Source organism: Escherichia sp. MOD1-EC7011, from assembly GCF_002965005.1.
GTDB lineage: Bacteria > Pseudomonadota > Gammaproteobacteria > Enterobacterales > Enterobacteriaceae > Escherichia > Escherichia ruysiae.
Window position 1 is genome coordinate 1 of sequence record NZ_PTRD01000067.1, and the last position, 1,109, is coordinate 1,109.

The following is a 1,109-nucleotide window of genomic DNA, read 5'->3' on the forward strand; positions in this document are numbered from 1 at the left end:
TCACTAAAATTCGCGTAGCCATTATCCGGTACCCACTCTGTTTTCAGGCTTCTGAAGAACCGTTCCATTGGGCTGTTATCCCAGCAATTTCCCCGGCGACTCAGGCTTTGCTTTATCTGATATCTCCACAGTAACTGTCTGAAATTCCTGCTGGTATAGTGACTGCCTTGATCCGAGTGATACAGTAAATTAGCCGGTTTCCCCCGTGCTTCCCAGGCCATCGACAGGGCTTTACCTGTCAGTGCGGAATCAGGGAAAAATGACATCGCCCAGCCAACCGGTTTGCGGGAAAACAAATCGAGTACAACAGCCAGATAAGCCCAGCGTTTTCCCGTCCAGATATAAGTCACATCACCGCACCAAGCCTGATTAGGCTCGGTAACAGCAAACTGGCGATCCAGATAATTAGGGATCTCAATGTGTTCCTTAGACGCCTTCTTATAACGATGGCCAGGTTGCTGACAGCTGATAATATTGAGCGCTTTCATCAGCTTTGTTGCCCGCCAGCGGCTCAGTTTTATACCTTTGGTGGTGACCATTGCGGCAATGCTTCGCGCTCCTGCTGAACCGTTACTTTCGTGATAAACTTCACGCACAAGGCTCAGTAATGCCACTTTCGTGGCGTCAGGCTTCTTGGGCTGCCGCCAGTATTTATAACTGCTGCGATGAACCCCAAACACGTTGCACACAACGGCAACAGGAAACCGCGCCCTGAGTTTCTCAACTAATGAGAATTGTTCAGGGAGTCTGACATCAAGAGCGCGGTAGCCTTTTTTAATATATCCCTTTCCATTTCAACGCGTTGAAGTCTTTTCTTCAACTCACGTATTTCAATCTGCTCAGGTGTCATGGGTGAAGCTATGGGTGATTTTCCCGCTCGCTCTTCTTTCAGTTGTCGAACCCATTTATCCATCGTGGATTTGCCGACATTCATCGCAGTGGCAGCGGCGGCAACGGTGTAATGCTGATCGAGTACAAGCTGGGCAGCCTCGAGGCGAAACTCGGGGCTAAAATTGCGTCTGTTACGTCCGGTCATAATGTCACCTGTTTTGACTATGAGGTGATGATATCACCTCTATTCAGGTGGCCAAATTCACTATGCCACTACA

1 pseudogene is annotated in these 1,109 nt (G+C 49.0%); it reads right to left on the reverse strand.

The annotated features are described in order from the left end of the window. Positions 1–1,036 (reverse strand): annotated as a pseudogene (locus A7098_RS23035) (IS3 family transposase); the annotation flags it as partial. Between the last annotated feature and the right edge of the window lie 73 nt (positions 1,037–1,109).